The following is a 250-nucleotide window of genomic DNA, read 5'->3' as shown; positions in this document are numbered from 1 at the left end:
CCTGCACAACACTCACCTGTGCAGGAATCTCTGCAATTACACGCACCATATGTCCCTCCATTTTCGAACCTGGAGGGGTTAGTTCTCAATTTCGACAGGGGGGCAGTTTCTCACTTCGGATGACACCAGACCCTCAAAAACCGCATCCTGCTAGAAAATTACTTCCTGCCCGGCGACCTCGAAGCCCAGATCGAGGCCTTCGTCGACCACTACAACCACCAGCGCTACCACGAGAGCCTGGCCAACGTGA

1 pseudogene is annotated in these 250 nt (G+C 54.4%); it reads left to right on the top strand.

What is annotated here, in order from left to right:
* Positions 1–123: 123 nt before the first annotated feature.
* Positions 124–250 (top strand): annotated as a pseudogene (locus ACZYTC_RS34485) (integrase core domain-containing protein); the annotation flags it as partial.

The sequence above is a fragment of the Labrys sp. F242 genome, from assembly GCF_057813875.1.
This window is presented reverse-complemented; position numbering and strand designations above follow the sequence as displayed.